Origin of the sequence: Nocardia elegans NBRC 108235 (assembly GCF_001612845.1) — a bacterium.
Taxonomy (GTDB): domain Bacteria; phylum Actinomycetota; class Actinomycetes; order Mycobacteriales; family Mycobacteriaceae; genus Nocardia; species Nocardia nova.
This window is the reverse complement of sequence record NZ_BDBF01000039.1, coordinates 61,711-79,532: the sequence shown is the minus strand read 5'-3', so window position 1 is coordinate 79,532 and position 17,822 is coordinate 61,711. Positions and strand designations below refer to the sequence as shown.

Genomic DNA, 17,822 nt, shown 5'->3' with positions numbered 1-17,822 from the left:
CACGCACCAGCAATCTCGCGGGATTCTTCCCGGTCGATCGGTTGGGCAACTTTTACAGCTTAGCTCAGCCAGAAGTTCCCGACCAAATCGGGGTCCCTCTTACAGAACCAGTGTGATTGTCAGGCGCTCCTCGTCCGACCTCGTTGTCCCGGGCCTCTCGGCTCCGGGTCGGTGTCCGTGTCGCTCTGACCTGGAATAAGTTACGTGCCAACCGCATTCGAAGTCAAATCGCCTGGTCATCCGGCCTAACGACGCACATCGGATGCACTCGTAACGCCATTCACGACATCGGCGCCCGGCAAGAAATTCCTGCCGTCGGTCGAAGCCCGCCCCGAAATGCCGGAAGCCGGCCCGCCGTGGGTGCGGGACCGGCTTCCGATCGCAATTCGGGATACGCGTCTCGGGATACACGACGATTTCGGCTGCGAGTCAGCCGTTGCAGCGCGACGCGCTGATGACGGCGGGGCCCGAACCGTCCGAACTCAGGGTCGGCGGGCGATCCGGGCCCAGCGCCGCGATCGCGTTGCGCTCGGCCTCCTGCAGGGTGGCACCGGTTCCGACGGCATGAACGTCGTCACGCCTGGCGACCGCCCCGCATCCGTCGACGAAGCGAAGGATAGTCGCGCAGCCGGGCGCCCCCTTCGACCCGCACACGTCCACCGCATCCCGGTCGGCCGTGTCCTGATCGAGCGCGTTGACGACACTTCCGATGTGCCAGCCGTCGTCCATTTCGTAGGAGATGGCGAACGCGCCGTACAGGTGGCCGTCCGACCCCCGCTCCGCCGCCGCCGAACCGGTTCCCGCGACGACGAAGGCCGTCGCGGTGGCCGCGACGAATCCCAGGGCAAGTTTGCCCATCGACAACATTGCGTTTTTCCCCTATCGAAGGCTTCCGGATGAAGCCAACCGAAAAGAATGCGTTCCACAACCGGTGTTGTCCAGGCCCGGTGTCCCGAAAGCCCTTACGAGACTGCAAGTTAGGGGAAATCTGACGGATAACCGCTATCTTCGACAGTCGGCGTAGACGTTCGACCGCCGAAACGCCGGTAGCCGGCCCGCCCGAAGGCGGACCGGCTACCGGTTCGAAAGGTGTTGCCGGAAGGCAGGACCCGGAACGACCGGGTCAGGGCCGGAGGCGGCAGCGAAGCGTCACCACGCGGGCCCCCCGGTCGTTCCCCATGGACTCAGAAGTCCATGCCACCCATGCCACCGGTCGGGTCGCCGACGGGAGCGGCGGCCTTCTCCGGCTTGTCGGCCACGACGGCCTCGGTGGTGAGGAACAGCGCGGCGATCGACGCGGCGTTCTGCAGCGCCGACCGGGTGACCTTGACCGGGTCGGCGACACCGGCGGCCAGCAGGTCCTCGTACTCGCCGGAGTCGGCGTTGAGGCCCTGGCCGGTCGGCAGGTTGGCGACCTTCTCGGCGACCACGCCGGGCTCGAGGCCGGCGTTGAAGGCGATCTGCTTCAGCGGCGCGGCCAGCGCCACCTTCACGATGTTCGCGCCGGTGGCCTCGTCACCGGTCAGCTTCAGGTCGTCCAGCGCCGGGCCGGCCTGCAGCAGCGCCACGCCACCACCGGGGACGATGCCCTCTTCGACGGCGGCCTTGGCGTTGCGCACCGCGTCCTCGATGCGGTGCTTGCGCTCCTTGAGCTCCACCTCGGTGGCGGCGCCGGCCTTGATCACCGCAACACCGCCGGCCAGCTTGGCCAGGCGCTCCTGCAGCTTCTCGCGGTCGTAGTCCGAATCCGAGTTCTCGATCTCGGTGCGGATCTGGGCGACGCGACCCGCGATGGCGTCGGCATCACCGGCACCGTCGACGATGGTGGTCTCGTCCTTGGTCACCACGACCTTGCGGGCGGTGCCCAGCAGGTCGACGGTGGCGGTCTCCAGGTTCAGGCCGACCTCTTCGCTGATGACCTCGCCACCGGTGAGGATGGCGATGTCGGCCAGCTGCGCCTTGCGGCGGTCGCCGAAGCCCGGGGCCTTGACGGCGACGGACTTGAAGGTGCCGCGGATCTTGTTCACGACCAGGGTCGACAGGGCCTCGCCCTCGACGTCCTCGGCGATGATCAGCAGCGGCTTACCGGCCTGGATGACCTTCTCCAGCAGCGGCAGCAGGTCCTTGACGGTCGACACCTTGGAACCGACCAGCAGGATGTAGGGGTCCTCGAGGACCGCTTCCTGACGCTCGGCGTCGGTGACGAAGTAGCCCGAGATGTAGCCCTTGTCGAAGCGCATACCCTCGGTCAGCTCCAGCTGGAGGCCGAAGGTGTTGCTCTCCTCGACGGTGATGACGCCTTCCTTGCCGACCTTGTCCATGGCCTCGGCGATCAGCTCACCGATGGACGCGTCGCCGGCGGAGATGGCCGCGGTGGCAGCGATCTGCTCCTTGGTCTCGACCTCCTTGGCGGTGTCGAGCAGCTTGGCGGTGACGGCCTCGACGGCCTTCTCGATGCCGCGCTTCAGGCCCAGCGGGTTCGCACCGGCCGCGACGTTGCGCAGGCCCTCGCGCACCAGCGCCTGGGCGAGCACAGTAGCGGTGGTGGTGCCGTCACCGGCGACATCGTCGGTCTTCTTGGCGACCTCTTTGACCAGCTCGGCGCCGATCTTCTCGTAGGGGTCCTCCAGCTCGATCTCCTTGGCGATGGACACACCATCGTTGGTGATCGTGGGGGCGCCCCACTTCTTCTCCAGGACAACGTTGCGACCCTTGGGGCCCAGCGTCACCTTGACCGCGTCGGCGAGGCTGTTCAGTCCCCGCTCGAGACCGCGACGGGCCTCTTCGTCGTACGCAATTGTCTTGGCCATTGCGTTGAGATCCTCCACATGTATATGGGGCTGACACACAGAGCGACCGCAGGTTGGATCGCCCCATTACGCTGGCCAGGTACGGTGCCCGCGACGGACGACCGAGGGTGTCTGGGAACCCGGTCTCACCTGCCCGACCTAGCACTCACTGGTCGAGAGTGCCAGAACCTTTCTAGCACTCGACGGTACCGAGTGCAAGGTTACGGACCCGGTGGCCGCACCGTTCGCAATCGGCGATATCGGCTGCACGGCGCGATATCCGGGCGGGCGCGCTTACGTATCGTCGGTGACTCGCAGCGCCAAGGCGACGAAGGCGTCGGTACGGCGCTCCTCCGGACTGCGCGGTTCGCCGCGTTCCACGGTCACCTGCTCGGCGTCGTGAAGCAGCAGTTCCGCCTCGATTCGCATGATCGCCCGGATGAACGGAGGCGCCACCTCGGGCGGCAGGTCACCGTTGACGATGTAGCTGCCGTCCGGGCCGTCCTCGGTTTCGACATAGGACAGCGCGCGCAGCAGGTCTGCGCGTAGTTCCCCCGCGATCAGGTCGGAATCCGATCCATCCGCCATAGCAATATCGTATCCGGACCACCGATCACCTCATCAGTCCCACAACTGCACAGCCGTATCGGTGAGTGATCGGGTACGGCGTGGCCACCGCGGAATCGGGCACGGCCTGGGCGGATTCGGGGGGGCGCATTCCGGGCCGCGGAACCGGCCGCGACGCGGCGAGTCGCGCCGGGCCGGATATCGCGACGACGGCCGGCGTGCCGAATCGGGACGCCGGCGAGCATCGATCAGGCACTCGGCGGGGCCGGCGGCTGCGGCGGAGCGGGTGGCGCGGGCGGAGTCGGCACGGCCGGCGGCTGGGGTGCATCCACCGGATTCGGCGGCATGAACTGGGCGAGCTGGGCAACGAGATCGCGTTCGATATCCGTCTTGGTCAAGCCCAGTCCCGACAGCACGCCGCTGCCGTCCTCCTGCTCGAGCAGCGCGAGCAGCAGGTGTTCGGTGCCGATGTAGTTGTGGCCGAGCCGAAGCGCCTCGCGGAAGGTCAACTCCAGCGTCTTGCGGGCACTCGCGGTGTACGGGATGAGGGCGGGAACCTCGTCCACCGCCGCCGGCAGCGCCGCCGTCGCCACCCGGCGCACCGCGTCCAGCGAGACTCCCTTGGCGACGATGGCGTGTGCGGCCAGCGCGCCCGGCTCACCGAGCAGCCCGAGCACCAGATGTTCGGGCTGGATCTCCGCGTTGCCCGCGCGCCGAGCCTCCTCCATGGACGCCATCACCACATTGCGTGCCCGGGGCGTGAAGCGCGCGAACCCGGCATTCGGATCCATCGCGGGATCACCCGGTTTCGGCACGAAACGCTTCTGCGCGGCTTGTTTGGAGACGCCCATGCTCTGGCCGATATCGGTCCAGGAGGCGCCCGAGCGGCGGGCCTGGTCGACGAAGTGGCCGATCAGATGATCGGCCACCTCGCTCATATGTTCGGCGACCACGATCGCGTCGGACAGTTGTTCCAGGACGTCGTCGGGCCGGGCGCGTTTGATGCCCTCGATCAGATCGTCGAGGCGGATACGTTCGGTCATACGTCAACGCTAGGTTGACTTACATGTATAAGTCAACCATTGGTTGACGACAATTCAGGGGTGCGCCTGCATCGCCGCGCCGCGCACGATCATCTCCTTCACCACCGCGGCCGGACGACCGGTCAGGGCACGCGGCGTCGGGGCGTCGTCGGCGCGGACGAACTGCACGACCGCGTCCCGGCGACCGAGACTGATGCACTGCAGGACATAGCGGAAACGCAGATCGTCCGGCTCCGCGCCGCGCATCCGCGCGAGCGCCGACCGCGCGGCATGGGATCCGGTCGGCAACGCCGTCGCACAGGCCATCCGCAGTTCGCGGCCGCCCGGTCCGGTGATCGCGGCGCAATCGCCTGCGGCGTAGATATGCGGGTCGGAGGTGCGCAGCGTGGCATCCACCAGGACGCGACCGCGCGCATCGACCGCCAGCCCGGCGCGGGCGGCGAGGTCGCTGGTGGTGAAACCCGTTGTCCACAAAACCGTTTCGGCGTCGATGTGACCACCGTCGGCGAGCCGCACGCCGTCCGCCGCGACCTCGACGACCTTGGCGCCCGCGTGCACCTCGACGCCGAGCCGCTCCAGGGTGGCGGCGATATGCCGCTGCGCGCGATCGGAGAGCCAATAGCCCGGCTGCTCCGAACTCACCAGCGCCACCGACAGTTCCGGATGTGATTCGGCGAGTTCGGCCGCGGTCTCGATGCCGGTCGCACCGCCGCCGACCACCGCGACACGACCACGCAGCGGTGGCAGCGCGGCGATGTTCTCGAGTGTCGCGATCGGATGGGCGTGATCCCGCACGCCCGCAACGCTGTCGGTATCCGCGGCGCTGCCGAGGATGTACACCAGCGTGTCGTAACCCAGCACCGAACCATCGGACATCGAAACCTCTTGTGCCGCAGTATCTATCGCGGTAACCCGGCCACGGACGAAGTGGGCGCCCTTGCGTTCCAGCATGGTCCGCAGATCCCGGCGCGCGATCGTCTGCCCGGCGGCGAGCTGATGCAGCCGCACCCGCTCGACCATTTCCGCACGGCTGTCCACGACCGTGATCTGCGCGCCGCGAGACTTGCAGAGTCTGCCCGCCGCGGCCAGGCCGGCGTAGCCGGCGCCCAGCACCAGGATTCGGTGGGATGCGGTGTGATGTGCATTCATGGGTGACTCCTTTTCGAGGCCGACACCCTTCAGACCGGACAGCTCGCCGATCCCTGACAACGAACAGTTGTGTTCCGCATCACTACCCGAGGCGATCGGCCTCCGCCGGTGCCGGGAAGCGACCGAAGTACGCGAGTTTGTCGGGATTCACCAGGATCCGGATCGCCGAGATCCGCTCACCGTCCACGTCGGCCGCGCCGATCAACAGCAGGTCACCGTGGACCCGGGCCACGGCGGCCGGTGCGCCGTTGACCTCCTCGATGCTCAGTTTGAGGTCCTCGACCTCGCGGTGGAACAGACCGGCCAGATAGCGCGCCACCCGGGCCGCCCCGACCACGGGCCGGCGAGCCGCGCTCATCTTGCCGCCGCCGTCGGCGACCGAGACGATATCGGCGGTGAACATCTGTTCCAGCGCGGCGATATCGCCGGCCCTGGCGGCCACGAGGAAGCGCTGGAACAGTTCCCGGGCGCGGGCGGGTTCGGCGTCGAACCGGGTGTGTTCGCTGCGGACGTGCATGCGGGCACGGCGGTAGAGCTGCTGCGAATTCGCCTCCGACAGCTCGAGCATGTCGGCGATCTCGCGATGGGCGTAACCGAAGGCCTCGCGCAGTACGAAAACGGCGCGTTCGGCGGGCGACAACCGTTCCAGCAGCGTCAGCATCGCCAGCGAGACGAGTTCGCGCTGCTCCGCGGATTCCATCGGACCGAGCTCGCCGCCGCCGGTCGGCACCGGTTCCGGCAGCCAGGGGCCGACATAGGTTTCGCGGCGTGTGCGCGCCGACTCCAGCCAGCTCCGGCACAGATTCACCACGACCGTGGTCAGCCAGGCCTCGGCGGACCGAATGTCGGCGCGCTCGGTGCCCTCCCAGCGCAGATAGGTCTCCTGGACGGCGTCTTCGGCCTCGCTCGCCGAGCCGAGCATGCGATAGGCGAGTGCGAACAGGCGGGAACGATGGCGTTGGAATTCGGCCAGACCCGTATCGTCCATCCGCTCCGCCCTCCAGTGCAGGCCCGGTAATCGAGGGCGAGACTACTCGCCGTCGGCCCCCGGGTCGCGTTTCGGCCAGGCGATGTGGGACAGCCGGGGCTCGCTGGCCGGCGGCGCCGGGGCCCAGCACACGCCAGGCCCGGAGCTATTCCGTGACCATCCCGATGGCGACCGCGACGGGTTTGTCGGCCTCACTCTTGGACAGGCACACCAGTTTCGCGGTCCCCAACGCCACATTCGGGCTGCCGTCGAACTTCGAGCCGGGGTTCTCCGCCAAAATGCGGTCCATCAGGGACTTTTCACCCTCGATATCGAGTTTGCGGAACTCGCCGCAGGTGGTCTGCGAGGCCGGGCCCAGTCCCGAGTTCTCCGGATGCGCGGTGGTGCCGGGCGCCTCGGTGGGCGTCGCCGGCGCGGGGGCGGTGGACGAGGCGGGGGCCGGGGCCGAGGTCGCGACGGCCGAGCCGTTTCTGCGCAGGCCGTTCGCGTCGGTGGACGAATGGTCGCCGCCGCCGCAGCCGGTGAGGCCGATGGTCAGTGCGCCCAGCGCGACGGCCGTCACGGTCAGTCGTTTCATCTCGTGCGTAACCCCCGAGTGGTCCGGCAACGCCGAATCTCCTCCGGCGCGCGCCGGATGCCTCCGGCGCGGCTCGCAGCGTACCGGCCACATCGGCCGTTGAAAACCCCGGCCTCGCGGCGAGGACCGGATCGAATTGCCGCCCTTACGATTCGGCCCCGGCGGCGGCCGAACCACGTCCGGAGGCCGCCTCCAGCGGCAACCGCACGATGAATCGGGTGTCACCCGGCGTGGAGTCCACCCGGATATCGCCGCCATGTTTGTTCACCACGATGCGGAACGAGATGTCGAGGCCGAGTCCGGTGCCCTCACCGACCGGTTTCGTGGTGAAGAAGGGCTCGAAGATCCTGTCCCGCAACGCCTCCGGGACCCCCGGCCCGGTATCGCCGATCTCCACTGCGGCACAGTCGTTTTCCCGATAGGTACGAACCGTCAACGTGCCCGACCCGTTCATCGCCGCCACCGCGTTGTCGATGAGGTTGGTCCACACCTGGTTCAATTCCGCTGCGTAGCAAGGGACCTCGGGCAGCGCGCGATCGTATTCCTTGACCACGGAGATGTCGTCGCCGATCTTGCGGGCCAGCATCACCAGCGTGCTGTCGAGCAGTTCGTGGATGTCGACCACCTGGAACGGAGCCCGGTCCATCTGCGAATACTGCTTGGCCGCATGGACGAGCGAGGAGATGCGCCCGGTCGAATCGGTGATCTCGTTCATCAGCAATTCGGTTTCGACGGTGTAGTTCAGCCAGCGGATCGCACCCTCGAAGACTCCGTCGTCGCAGTGTTCGAGAGTGCCCGCGACCTTCTCCAGCCAGTCGATGTCGAAGCCGGCCTGAACGAAGTTCGGGGCCAGATCCCAGCCGTTGGCGATGCCGTGATCGGCGAGCCAGTCACCGAGTTCGTCCTCGCGGTCGGCGGCCTCCATCGCGGTGAGGGTCGGCGCCTTGGCCACCTGGGTGGCGGCCTCCTCCTGGAGCTGCACCAGCGCCTCGAGCGCGGCGGAGTCGAACTTGCCGTGCGCCATCATCTTCAGCTTGTGCCGCATACCGGCGACCCGATCCCGCAGCGAGGAGGTGGCCCGCACCGCGGCCGCCGCGGGATTGTTCAGCTCGTGGGTGAGACCGGCAGACAGCGAGCCCAGCGCCAGCAGTCGTTCCCGCCGGCCGATGATCTCGTTGGTATTGCGGTTGCCGAAGAACACGCCCTCCAGCAGATGCAGGGCCATCGGGAACCATTCCCGCATCATCCGCGCGAAGGTGTCCGCGTCCAGGACGAAGAACTTCGACGGTTTCGTCACCGTCAGCGAGCCGGTGTAGTTCTGATCGGCCCGCTCACCCATATACGCCGTCCACGCGCCGGCGTACGAGCCACGGTGGTCGGTGCGGACGAGTTCGAGATCCTCGCCGGCCGACAGTTTCGACAGCACGACCTCGCCGTCCATCAGGACGTAGAAGCAGGTCGCGGGCTCGCCCTCGCGGTAGACCGGGCCCGGCTCGAAGTATTCGACCCGGCCCTCCCGGCAGAGCCAGGCCAGCTGATCGTCGTCGAGCTTCTCGAACAGGAACAGGGTGCGCAATTCCGCGGGATCGCACAGAGTCCGGGAGCCGGTGACCGTGCGGTTGTCGTCGCTCACGTGCGCCTCCTATTGTTTCGCGAGGTATCGGTGGACCAGCATGACCGCCATCGCACCCTCGCCGACCGCGGACGCGACCCGCTTCGCCGATTCGGAGCGCACATCGCCGGCGACGAAGACGCCCGGGATGCTGGTTTCGAGATGATGGGGCGGGCGGGGCAGTTCCCAGCCCGGCGGCCGGGAACCGTCGACCATCAGATCCGGTCCGGCCAGGACGTAGCCGAATTCGTCGCGGACGACGAGTCCGTCCAGCCAGTCCGTTTCGGGCGCCGCGCCGATGAACAGGAACAGCCGTTCGGCGTCGACCTTGTCCTCGGCGCCGGTCGCGTTGTTGCGCAACACGATTCGTTCCAGGTGATCGCTGCCGTCGGCGGCGACCACCTCGGTGTTGGTGTGCACCTTGATATTCGGCACGGCCTCGATCTGCTGGATCAGATAGTGCGACATCGACTGGTCCAGCGAACTGCCGCGCACCAGGATGTGCACCGTGCAGGCGTGCCGGGACAGGAAGACCGCGGCCTGGCCGGCCGAATTCGCCCCGCCGACGATGTAGACCTCGCGTTCGGCGCAGTCGGCCGCCTCGGTCATCGCCGAGCCGTAGTAGACGCCGCGACCGGTGAAATCGTCGACGCCGGGCGCGGGGTGGTGTCGGTAGTTGACGCCGGTGGCGATGAGCACCGAGTGGGCGCTGACGCAGGAGCCGTCGGAGAAGAGCACCCGCCGCGCGGAACCGCACGCCTCCAACCCGACCACCTCGCGGGCGGTGATGAGTTCGGCGCCGAATTTCACCGCCTGGCGCCGCGCCCGATCGGCCAGCTGGGCGCCCGAAAGCCCGTCCGGGAAGCCCAGATAATTCTCGATCCGGGAGCTCTGCCCGGCCTGCCCGCCGGTAGCGGTCCGCTCGACCAGGACGGTGCGCAGCCCCTCGGAGGCGCCGTACACGGCCGCGCCGAGTCCGGCGGGGCCGCCACCGACCACGATCAGGTCGTAGAACTCACCACTCGGATTTGTGCTCAGGCCGACGCAGCCGGCGAGTTCGCTGTCCGACGGGGACAGCAGCACATTGCCGCTCGGATCGATCACCACGGGGCACTGCTCGGCATCGGCGCCGGCGGCCTCGAGCAGGCGTTGCCCCTCGGGATCGTCGGCGAGGTACCACCGGTACGGCAGCTGATTGCGGGCCAGGAATTCCCGCACTTCGGAACTGCGCGCCGACCAGCGGTGCCCGATCACCTTCGTCTCGTGCACCGGGCGGCGGTCGTCACCGCGCCACGATTCCAGCAGCGCGTCGACCACCGGATACAGCTTCTCTTCCGGCGGGTCCCAGGGTTTGAGCAGATAGTGGTCGAGATCGACCACATTGATCGCGTCGATGGCGGCATTGGTGTCCGCATATGCGGTCAGCAGCACCCGGCGCGCATAAGGGTGCAGATCGATCGCGTTCTCCAGGAATTGGATGCCGTCCATACCCGGCATTCGATAATCGGCGATCAGCACCGCGACCGGCTGGCCGCGCAATTTGAGTTCGCGCAGGACGTCGAGTGCCGAGGCACCGGATTCCGCGCGCATGATGCGATAGTCGGCTCCGTATCGCCGCCGCAGGTCGCGCACGACGGCCCGGGAGACGCCGGGGTCGTCGTCGACACTGAGAATTACCGGTTTGACGGCAGCTGGTGAAGTCACATCGAAAAGTATGAGCGCCCGGGCGGCGAGTTGCCGAGGATGTTCGCTACGGGCACCACATCGATCACACCAGGCGGTGCTCGACGAGATCGAGTTCGCTCGGCGTCAGCAGCCGCTCGAGCCTTTCCTCCCGCTCGGCCAGATTGCGGCGCGATCGCCGACCGTGATTGCGGAAGGGGGCGACCACCGACGGCCCGGATTCCGAATCGGGAAGTAACGGAACCGATTCCGCCTGCCGACGATGGAGGATGGTTCGAATGTTCACGGCCGATCACCTCACAGGGACGTAGCAGCGTGTGCTCCGGTCGAATGCTTCGTTGCCTGCCGTAGTTGCCTATCCGCCATTGTGCGTCGTTTATTACGGCCGGCGAAACGGATCACATCAGAATGTGACCTAGCTGATCTTCGATGGAAAAGTGGTCCCCCTCACAGGGTCGCGTGTCCGGTTGCCACGTCTAGGATTACCGTTACCGACCGTCATAACCACACCCGTCACGATCTCGGAGGCAGCGTTGCCGAACACCCTGGAAGCCACCATCGACATTGCCGCCACGCCGGACAAGGTGTGGGCGGTCGTCTCCGATCTCGGTCGGATGCCGGAATTCAGCCCCACCACGTTGAAGATGATTCCGCTGGGCACGCCGCGCGCCGGCACGTGGACGGTGAATTTCAACAAGGTCGGCCGCAAGTACTACCCGACCACCTCACGCATCGTGCGTTACGAGCCCGATCAGGCCTTCGCGTTCCGGATGAACGAGAACGGCACGGTGTGGAGCTACACCCTCGAACCCACCGCGGCGGGCACGCGGGTGACCGAGCGCCGCGACGTGCCGAACGGGGTGCGCAAACCGGTGCGGTTGATGATCGACGCGCTTCTCGGCGGCGAACAGCGGTTCGAGGCCGATCTGGTCGCCGGGATGAACGAAACCCTCGGCAAGATCAAGGCCGCGGTCGAGCGCTGACCCGGCGCGCCCTTGGCCCCACAGGCGGGTTCGACGGCGTAATTTGCCCGGTATGCGACGGATGACGGGCGTGTTGGCGGTACTCGCGGGAACCGCCGTGCTGCTGAGTGGTTGTGGCAGTTCGGATTCGGGGACCTCACGCGAGGTGACGGTGGTCGGCACCGGTCAGGTGCGCGGAGCGCCGGACACCCTGAACGCCGACGTGGGTGTCGAAGTGACCGCGCCCGACGTGTCCACCGCCATCGCGAACGCCAACGGCAAGGCCGAGGCGATCACCGACGCGATGGTGAACGCGGGCGCCACACGCGAGGACATCCGGACCACCGATGTGTCGGTGCAGCCGCAGTACGGCCCCGACCACAACGTCACCGGGTACACCGCGACCAACACCGTGCACGTTGTGGTTCGCGATCTGCCCAAGGCCTCGAGCGTATTGGCGTCTGCGGTCCGGGCCGGCGGGAACGACACCCGCATCCGCGGCGTCTCGTTCGCGCTCGACGACAATTCGAAACTGCTGGCCGACGCCCGGGCCGGCGCCTTCGCCGACGCCAAGGCGCGCGCCAACCAGTACGCGGTGCTGTCGGGCCTGAAGTTGAAGGACGTGAAGACCATCAACGAGACCAGCAGCGGGGAATCGGCGCCGCCGCAGGCCAAGGCCCAATTCGCTACTCCGGACGTACCTTTGGAACCCGGTCAGCAGACGGTGACCTTCACGGTGACGGTCACCTGGACCATGGGCTGACTCGCGCCCGCCGGACGCCCGCGCAGTTCGACTCGGCTACTGCCAGTTCGGCAGTTTCGCCACCTGCGCGGCGTAGGACAGGCCCGCGCCGAAGGCGACCAGCAACGCCGCCGCACCGGGCTTGCTCTCGCCCGACCGCAACATGGCCTCCATGGCCAGCGGAACCGAGGCGGCCGAGGTGTTGCCGGTCTCCTCGATGTCGTTGGCCAGTGCGCAATTGGCCGACAGCTTCAGCTCGCGCGCCATGATCTCGATGATGCGGCCGTTGGCCTGGTGCGGAACCATCGCGTCGATATCGCCGGGGGTCAGGCCGGCCCGCTCGATCGCGTCCAGGCAGACCTTCTTCAGCGAATGGGCGGCCCAGCGGAAGACCGCGGTGCCCTCCATCGCCAGGTACGGGCGGACCGCGTCGGTGCCCTTTTCGTCGATCTCGCGGAAGAACTCCATCCAGTCCTTGTCCTGGCGGATCGCGTGATGCTGTTCGCCGTCCGAACCCCAGACGGTGGGGCCGATACCCGGCTCGTCGGACGGGCCGACGATCACGGCACCCGCGCCGTCGGCGAACAGGAAGGCGGTGCCGCGGTCGGCCGGGTTGAACGTGTCCGTGAGCCGCTCGACGCCGATCACCAGCACGTGGCCCGCGGTACCACCCTTGACCAGATCCGAGGCCACGCCCAGCGCATGGCAGAAGCCCGCGCACCCGGCGGAGATGTCGAATGCGGCCGGATTGTTCATCCCGAGTTCGGTGGCGATCTGCGGGGCGGCCGCCGGGGTGAGCAGCAGCCAGGTCGAGGTCGCGACGATGACGCAGTCGACCTGCTCGGCGGTGATTCCCGCGGCGGCCATGGCATCGCGCGCCGCGGCGGCGCTCATGGCGATGATGGTCTCGGATTCGGAGGCGAACCGCCGGGTCCGGATGCCCGAGCGGGTGCGAATCCATTCGTCGCTGGATTCGATCGGTCCGGCGACTTCCTCATTGGTCACGACCCGGGCGGGGCGGTACACACCGAGCCCGAGCATCGCCGTGTGCTCCACCCCGGTGACTTGGGCGAGTCGAGCAGCCATCGCGCATCTCCTATGTACCTGCCGGCGGGCCGGAGAACCGGAAATTTGCCCCGGTCCGGGCGCCACCCGCTATCGAACATTCCTTCATCGGGCCTCGGGGGCCGACGCGCTCGTCGTTCGCGAACCGACGGTTCGACCCGACGAGTCCGAGTGCTACGTGCGCGTAGACATGAGGCCCCCTCATATTAATAGGAATGCTAATCCCCACGGTGGGTATTGTCACAATCGATTCGTGTAGAACCGGCTCGCAGACTGGTTCCGATACCGAACCGTGGCGAGGCGACGACGGCAATTTCCGACGAGTTTCCCTGGAGGACACCATGCTCGGTCTCGGAATTATCGGCTGGATCATCATCGGCGGCCTGGCGGGCTGGATCGCCAGCAAGATCATGGGCACCGACGCCCAGCAGGGCATCCTGCTCAATATCGTCGTGGGGGTGATCGGCGGCCTGATCGGCGGTTTCATCCTGCGGCTGTTCGGCGTCGACGTGCACAGCGGCGGATTTTTCTTCAGCTTCCTCACCTGCCTGGGCGGAGCGGTGATCCTGCTGTGGCTGGTGCGGCTGGCCACGGGGCGCAAAGCCGCGCGCTGACGCCACGCGGCGGCGAGTACGCCCGATCGGGACCACGCCACGGTGATGCCGTGTCCCGTAAGGTGTGAACGCGGTCGGCGGAAGCTCTGCGGACCGAATGTCATCCGCGCACGAAAGAGGAGTCCGTGGCCCGCCGCCCCACCCCGCCCGGTACGCCCGAACGTACCGGGCTCGGTCATGTCGCCGACCTGGTCAAAGCAGCGATTCCGCCGCTGCATCCCGCCGGCCTGCCCTTCGTGGCCGCGCCGCTGGCGGTGGCGGTCCTCGGCGGGCGGCGCCGGCGCTGGCTGCGCCGCACCGGGCTGACCGCGGCCGCGGCCTCGGCGGCCTTCTTCCGGCATCCGCACCGGGTGCCGCCGAATCGGGCGAATATCGTCGTCGCCCCGGCCGACGGTGAGATCGCACTCGTCGACACCGCGGTGCCGCCGGCCGAGCTGAACCTCGGTGACACCCCGCTGCCCCGGGTGAGCATCTTCCTGTCGGTGCTCGACGTGCACGTGCAGCGCACCCCGGTTTCGGGCACCGTGCGCACCATCGCCTACCAGCGTGGTCAATTCCGCTCGGCGGATCTGCCGGAGGCCAGTTCGGTGAACGAGCGCAACAGCATGGTGCTCGAGACCGCGTCCGGTCAGCTGGTGACGGTCGTCCAGATCGCCGGACTGCTGGCACGGCGCATCGTCTGCGACGCCAAGGTCGGCGACGCGTTGAGCATCGGCGAGACCTACGGTCTGATCCGGTTCGGGTCGCGGGTCGACACCTACTTCCCGGCCGGCACCCGGCTGCTGGTCGAGCCCGGACAGCGCACGATCGGCGCGGAAACGGTGCTGGCCGAACTGCTGCCATGATCGAGAACACCGTGACCGAACCGGGTCGCCGCCGCCGCACGATCCGCCTGCTGCCGAGCATCGTGACGATCCTGGCGCTGTGTGCCGGACTGTCGGCGGTGAAATTCGCACTCGACGGCTCCCTCGACATCGCCCTGGCGATGATCGGCGCGGCCGCCGTCCTCGACACCCTCGACGGCCGGCTGGCCCGGATGCTGTCGGCGACCACCAAGATCGGCGCCGAACTGGATTCGCTGGCCGATGCCATCTCCTTCGGCGTCGCACCGGCCCTGGTGCTGTATGTGACCTTCCTGCGCCAGGACAGCGCGGGCTGGATCATCGCGCTGATCTACGCGGTGAGCATCGTGCTGCGGCTGGCCCGGTTCAACACGATCATGGACGACGACACCCGGCCCGACTGGGAGCGCGAATACTTCACCGGCGTCCCCGCGCCGGCGGCGGCGTTGATCGCGCTGCTGCCGATCGCGCTGCACAGCCAGTTCGGCGAGGGATGGTGGAACAACTTCCCGGTGGTGGCGGCGTGGACCGTGTTCGCGGCGCTGCTCGCCGTCAGCACGATCCCCACGCTGGCGATGAAGTCGGTGTCGGTCGCGCCGCAGGCGGCCGCACTGCTGCTGGTCCTGGTCGCGCTGGCCGCGGCCGCCCTGGTCACCTATCCGCTGATCCTGCTGATGGTGCTGATCGGGCTGTATCTGGTGCACATCCCGTTCGCGTGGCGCTCGCAGCGCTGGGTGGCGGCGCGGCCGGAGACCTGGCATCACAAACCGGCCGAACGCCGTGCGCAGCGGCGTGCGGCCCGGCGGATGCCGCCGATCGGCGAGGGTGCGCGGCTGCGGCTGCGGCGGCCGCCGGGCATTCGCGAATCGTCGGCGCGGTTGCGGTTGCGCAGGCCGGGCGGGCGCTGAGCGGGAGAGCTCGATCCACACAGCCGCTACCGCGCCGCGGGCACAATGGCAGACGTGCCTGAATTGTCGCTGACCGCCCGACTCAACCGCTCGGCCGCCGACGCCCGCCGGGGCGTGGTCCGCTTGCATTCCGAGGCGCTCGCGGCCCTGGGATTGCGGGAGTGGGACGGGATCAGCGTGATCGGCTCCCGGCGCACGGCCGCGGTGGTCGGCCGGGCGCCCGCCGATACACCCGCCGGAATCGCCCTGCTCGACGATGTGACGCTGTCCAATGCCGGGGTGCGCGAGGACGGCGCGGTCGTCGTGGCCCCGGTGACGGTGTACGGGGCCAGGCACATCTCGGTGACCGGCTCGGTCGCGGCGATGGGCGCGATCGCGGAATCCACACTGCGGCAGGCGCTGCTCGGCAAGGTCGTCACCGTCGGTGACGCGGTGTCGTTGCTGCCCCGCGATCTGGGGCCGGGCACCAGCTCCGCCGCCGCGACACAAGCGCTCTCGCGCACCTTCGCGATCGCCTGGACCTCCGAACTGCTGACCGTGACCACCACCGATCCCACCGGAGGCCCGGTGAGCGTGCAACCCAACAGCGCGGTGGTGTGGGGCGCCGCGGCCCCGGCGGCGGACGCCTCCCACGATCCCCGGGGCGCGCTCGCGCCGAATCGTCCCGGCAGCCGGATGCTGGTGCGCGAGCGCCCCTCGGCCGTCCCGGTGGCGGATCTGGCCGGGGTGCGCGCGCCCGCGGCGAAACTGTCGGAATGGCTGAGCCTGGCGCTCGACGAACCGGAACTCCTGCGGACCCTCGGCGCCCCGCCGCATCTGGGCGTGCTGATCACCGGGCCGGCCGGCGCAGGCAAGGCGACCCTGGCACGCGCGGTGTCCACACCGCGTCGCATCGTGGAACTGGACGGACCGACCGTCGGCGCGTCCGAGAGCGGCACCCGGTTGCGCGAGGTGGGGCTCGCGGTCTCGGAGGTCTGCTCCGGCGCGGGTGGTGTCCTACTGATCACCGATATCGACGCCCTGCTTCCCGAGCAGCCGGAGCCGGTGGCGACGCTCATTCTCGATCAGCTGCGCGCCGCGGTGGCCACGGCCGGAGTGGCCTTCCTGGCCACCACCTCTCATCCCACCGCGGTCGACAGCCGGCTGCGCGCACCGGATCTCTGTGATCGCGAAGTGACGCTGACGCTGCCGACCGCCGCGGTCCGCGCGGAACTGCTGCAACAACTGCTGCGCAAGGTGCCGACCGAGGATCTCGATCTCGACGAGATCGCCTCGCACACACCGGGATTCGTTGTCTCGGACCTCGCGGCGCTGTGCCGGGAGGCGGCGCTGCGGGCGGCCTCGCGGGCCAGCCGCGATCACGCCGAGCCGAAGTTGAGGCAGGCGGATCTGGTCGGCGCGCTGGAGGTGATCCGGCCGCTCTCGCGTTCGGGTACGGAGGAACTCGCGATCGGCAGCCTGAGCCTCGACGACGTCGGCGATATGACCGAGACCAAACAGGCGCTCACCGAGGCGGTGCTGTGGCCGCTGCGGCATCCGGATTCGTTCGCGCGCCTGGGTATCGACCCGCCGCGCGGAGTGCTGCTGTACGGCCCGCCGGGCTGCGGGAAGACCTTCCTGGTCCGCGCGCTGGCCGGAAGTGGGCAGCTCAGCGTGCATACGGTCAAGGGCGCCGAACTGATGGACAAATGGGTCGGCTCCTCCGAGCGCGCGGTACGCGAACTGTTCCAGCGAGCCCGCGATTCCGCTCCCTCGCTGATCTTCCTCGACGAGATCGACGCCCTCGCCCCGCGACGCGGCCAGAGCACGGACTCCGGCGTCGGCGATCGGGTGGTCGCGGCGCTGCTCACCGAACTGGACGGGGTGGAACCGCTGCGCGATGTGGTGGTGGTCGGCGCCACCAACCGGCCCGAGTTGATCGACCCCGCGTTGCTGCGCCCGGGCCGGCTGGAGCGGCTGGTCTTCGTCCCGCCGCCGGATGCCGGGGCCCGCGCCGAAATCCTGCGCACCGCAAGTCGTTCCGTACCGCTGAGCGACGATGTGGACCTCGCCGCGCTGGCCGCCGACCTGGACGGCTACTCGGCGGCCGACTGCGCGGCACTGCTGCGCGAGGCCGCGATGGCCGCGATGCGCCGCGATGTGGATGCCGCCGCGCTCGGCGCCGCGGATCTGGCGACGGCCCGCGGCAGTGTGCGGCCCTCCCTCGACGCCGATCAGGTCGACGCGCTGCGGCAGTACGCCGGCAAGCGCGCGACACTCTGATTCGCCGCGCCTCCGACCG

17 protein-coding genes are annotated in these 17,822 nt (G+C 68.4%); 6 read left to right on the top strand and 11 right to left on the bottom strand.

The features are described 5' to 3' along the window. Positions 1-429 precede the first annotated feature (429 nt). The 10 genes from NE2_RS25445 to NE2_RS25400 form a co-directional block, all read right to left on the bottom strand. The gene (locus NE2_RS25445) at positions 430-858 is read right to left on the bottom strand and encodes a DUF4189 domain-containing protein (protein ID WP_167356780.1); all 429 of its coding nucleotides are present in this window, start codon (positions 856-858) and stop codon (positions 430-432) included. A gap of 326 nt (positions 859-1,184) precedes the next feature. Further along, entirely contained in the window at positions 1,185-2,810 is a 1,626-nt protein-coding gene (gene groL, locus NE2_RS25440; protein ID WP_036506233.1) for a chaperonin GroEL, read from the bottom strand. A 273-nt stretch (positions 2,811-3,083) separates the two neighbouring features. Further along, a complete protein-coding gene (locus NE2_RS25435) occupies positions 3,084-3,377 on the bottom strand; it encodes a hypothetical protein (protein WP_030516558.1) in 294 nt (97 codons plus the stop codon). 227 nt (positions 3,378-3,604) lie between these two features. Then, a complete protein-coding gene (locus NE2_RS25430) occupies positions 3,605-4,399 on the bottom strand; it encodes a Clp protease N-terminal domain-containing protein (RefSeq protein WP_084494326.1) in 795 nt (264 codons plus the stop codon). A 54-nt stretch (positions 4,400-4,453) separates the two neighbouring features. Beyond that, positions 4,454-5,548: an NAD(P)/FAD-dependent oxidoreductase gene (locus NE2_RS25425; protein ID WP_063030075.1), complete on the bottom strand. Its 1,095-nt coding sequence runs from the start codon at positions 5,546-5,548 to the stop codon at positions 4,454-4,456. An 82-nt stretch (positions 5,549-5,630) separates the two neighbouring features. Continuing rightward, positions 5,631-6,536, bottom strand: a complete 906-nt coding sequence (locus NE2_RS25420; protein WP_063030073.1) for an RNA polymerase sigma-70 factor — start codon at positions 6,534-6,536, stop codon at positions 5,631-5,633. Between the two features lie 145 nt (positions 6,537-6,681). After that, positions 6,682-7,113 (bottom strand): hypothetical protein, encoded by a 432-nt coding sequence (locus NE2_RS25415; RefSeq protein WP_063030071.1) that lies wholly within the window; start codon positions 7,111-7,113, stop codon positions 6,682-6,684. Positions 7,114-7,258: 145 nt separating this feature from the next. Next, positions 7,259-8,746 carry an ATP-binding protein gene (locus NE2_RS25410; RefSeq protein WP_063030069.1) on the bottom strand — a complete coding sequence of 496 codons (1,488 nt, stop codon included), beginning with the start codon at positions 8,744-8,746 and terminating at the stop codon, positions 7,259-7,261. A 9-nt stretch (positions 8,747-8,755) separates the two neighbouring features. Beyond that, positions 8,756-10,429 carry an NAD(P)/FAD-dependent oxidoreductase gene (locus NE2_RS25405; protein ID WP_030516564.1) on the bottom strand — a complete coding sequence of 558 codons (1,674 nt, stop codon included), beginning with the start codon at positions 10,427-10,429 and terminating at the stop codon, positions 8,756-8,758. 64 nt (positions 10,430-10,493) lie between these two features. Further along, positions 10,494-10,694: a hypothetical protein gene (locus NE2_RS25400; protein ID WP_063030067.1), complete on the bottom strand. Its 201-nt coding sequence runs from the start codon at positions 10,692-10,694 to the stop codon at positions 10,494-10,496. Positions 10,695-10,941: 247 nt separating this feature from the next. Between NE2_RS25400 and NE2_RS25395 the strand changes: the two genes are divergently transcribed. Both NE2_RS25395 and NE2_RS25390 read left to right on the top strand, forming a co-directional pair. Then, positions 10,942-11,391, top strand: a complete 450-nt coding sequence (locus tag NE2_RS25395; protein WP_063030065.1) for an SRPBCC family protein — start codon at positions 10,942-10,944, stop codon at positions 11,389-11,391. A 61-nt stretch (positions 11,392-11,452) separates the two neighbouring features. Further along, positions 11,453-12,133: an SIMPL domain-containing protein gene (locus NE2_RS25390; RefSeq protein ID WP_106958684.1), complete on the top strand. Its 681-nt coding sequence runs from the start codon at positions 11,453-11,455 to the stop codon at positions 12,131-12,133. A gap of 36 nt (positions 12,134-12,169) precedes the next feature. Here the strand turns inward: NE2_RS25390 and NE2_RS25385 are convergent, their stop codons facing one another. Further along, complete coding sequence (locus NE2_RS25385; RefSeq protein WP_063015220.1) at positions 12,170-13,198, bottom strand: beta-ketoacyl-ACP synthase III; 1,029 nt, start codon at positions 13,196-13,198, stop codon at positions 12,170-12,172. A 320-nt stretch (positions 13,199-13,518) separates the two neighbouring features. On the opposite strand from NE2_RS25385, the gene NE2_RS25380 reads away from it, so the two are divergent. The 4 genes from NE2_RS25380 to NE2_RS25365 all read left to right on the top strand — a co-directional run bounded on the left by NE2_RS25380 (position 13,519) and on the right by NE2_RS25365 (position 17,803). Continuing rightward, positions 13,519-13,791 (top strand): GlsB/YeaQ/YmgE family stress response membrane protein, encoded by a 273-nt coding sequence (locus NE2_RS25380; protein WP_030516569.1) that lies wholly within the window; start codon positions 13,519-13,521, stop codon positions 13,789-13,791. Between the two features lie 125 nt (positions 13,792-13,916). Continuing rightward, on the top strand, positions 13,917-14,636 hold the full coding sequence (locus tag NE2_RS25375; protein ID WP_030516570.1) for a phosphatidylserine decarboxylase: 720 nt from the start codon (positions 13,917-13,919) through the stop codon (positions 14,634-14,636). Continuing rightward, positions 14,633-15,541, top strand: coding sequence for a CDP-alcohol phosphatidyltransferase family protein (locus tag NE2_RS25370; RefSeq protein ID WP_063030061.1), 909 nt, complete (start codon positions 14,633-14,635; stop codon positions 15,539-15,541). The genes NE2_RS25375 and NE2_RS25370 overlap by 4 nt, the downstream gene beginning before the upstream one ends. Before the next feature lie 45 nt (positions 15,542-15,586). Then, the gene (locus NE2_RS25365; RefSeq protein WP_063030059.1) at positions 15,587-17,803 is read left to right on the top strand and encodes an AAA family ATPase; all 2,217 of its coding nucleotides are present in this window, start codon (positions 15,587-15,589) and stop codon (positions 17,801-17,803) included. The last annotated feature ends 19 nt before the right edge of the window (positions 17,804-17,822 follow it).